Source organism: Streptomyces sp. SID14478, assembly GCF_010548525.1.
Lineage (GTDB): Bacteria > Actinomycetota > Actinomycetes > Streptomycetales > Streptomycetaceae > Streptomyces.
The window spans coordinates 1-541 of the sequence record NZ_JAAGMG010000292.1 but is presented as its reverse complement, the minus strand read 5'-3'; the positions used below and the strand labels follow the sequence as shown (position 1 = coordinate 541).

Here is a 541-nt window from a genome sequence, read left to right as displayed (position 1 = left end):
GGCCGCCTCCCCGCCGGTGTGCAGCACGAGCCGGTGGGTGCCGACCGCGCGGATCAGCTCCGCCGCCGAACCGCCCGCCGCGACGGCGGCCTCCTCCCACTGGTCGTCGGACGAAGCCCCCTCCTTCGCGCCGGAATTGATCAATCGGGCGAGTCCGTCGGCGAGGCTCTCCTCCGCGAGCGCGGTCCGCTCCAGCCCCACCAGGATCCGCACCGGCCGCTCGGCCTCGCCCTCCTCTTCGCCCTCGGCGGGCTCGGGCGCGGGCGTCTCGTCGAGGGCCTCCTGGAAGAGCAGCGCCTCACCCTCGGCGACGGCGCTCTGCACGGCGGCGTCCGAATCCGGCACCCCGCGCTTGCCGAGCGCCTCGACGAGCACGGGCAGGTCGAGGGCCGTGTGCCCGGCGACCGCGGCCTGCTCCAGCAGCCAGAGAGTGACGGCACGCGCACGGCGCTCGTCCTCGGGCGCGCACTCCGCGCCGAGCAGGGCCCTCGCGAACCCGTCGGCCTGCTCCGGCCGGACACCGCCGACCCGCAGCAACTGC

Annotated in this window: 1 pseudogene; it reads right to left on the bottom strand. The window is 76.5% G+C overall.

The features are described from left to right. A pseudogene (locus tag G3I40_RS09905) lies at window positions 1-541 on the bottom strand (DNA helicase RecD); the annotation flags it as partial.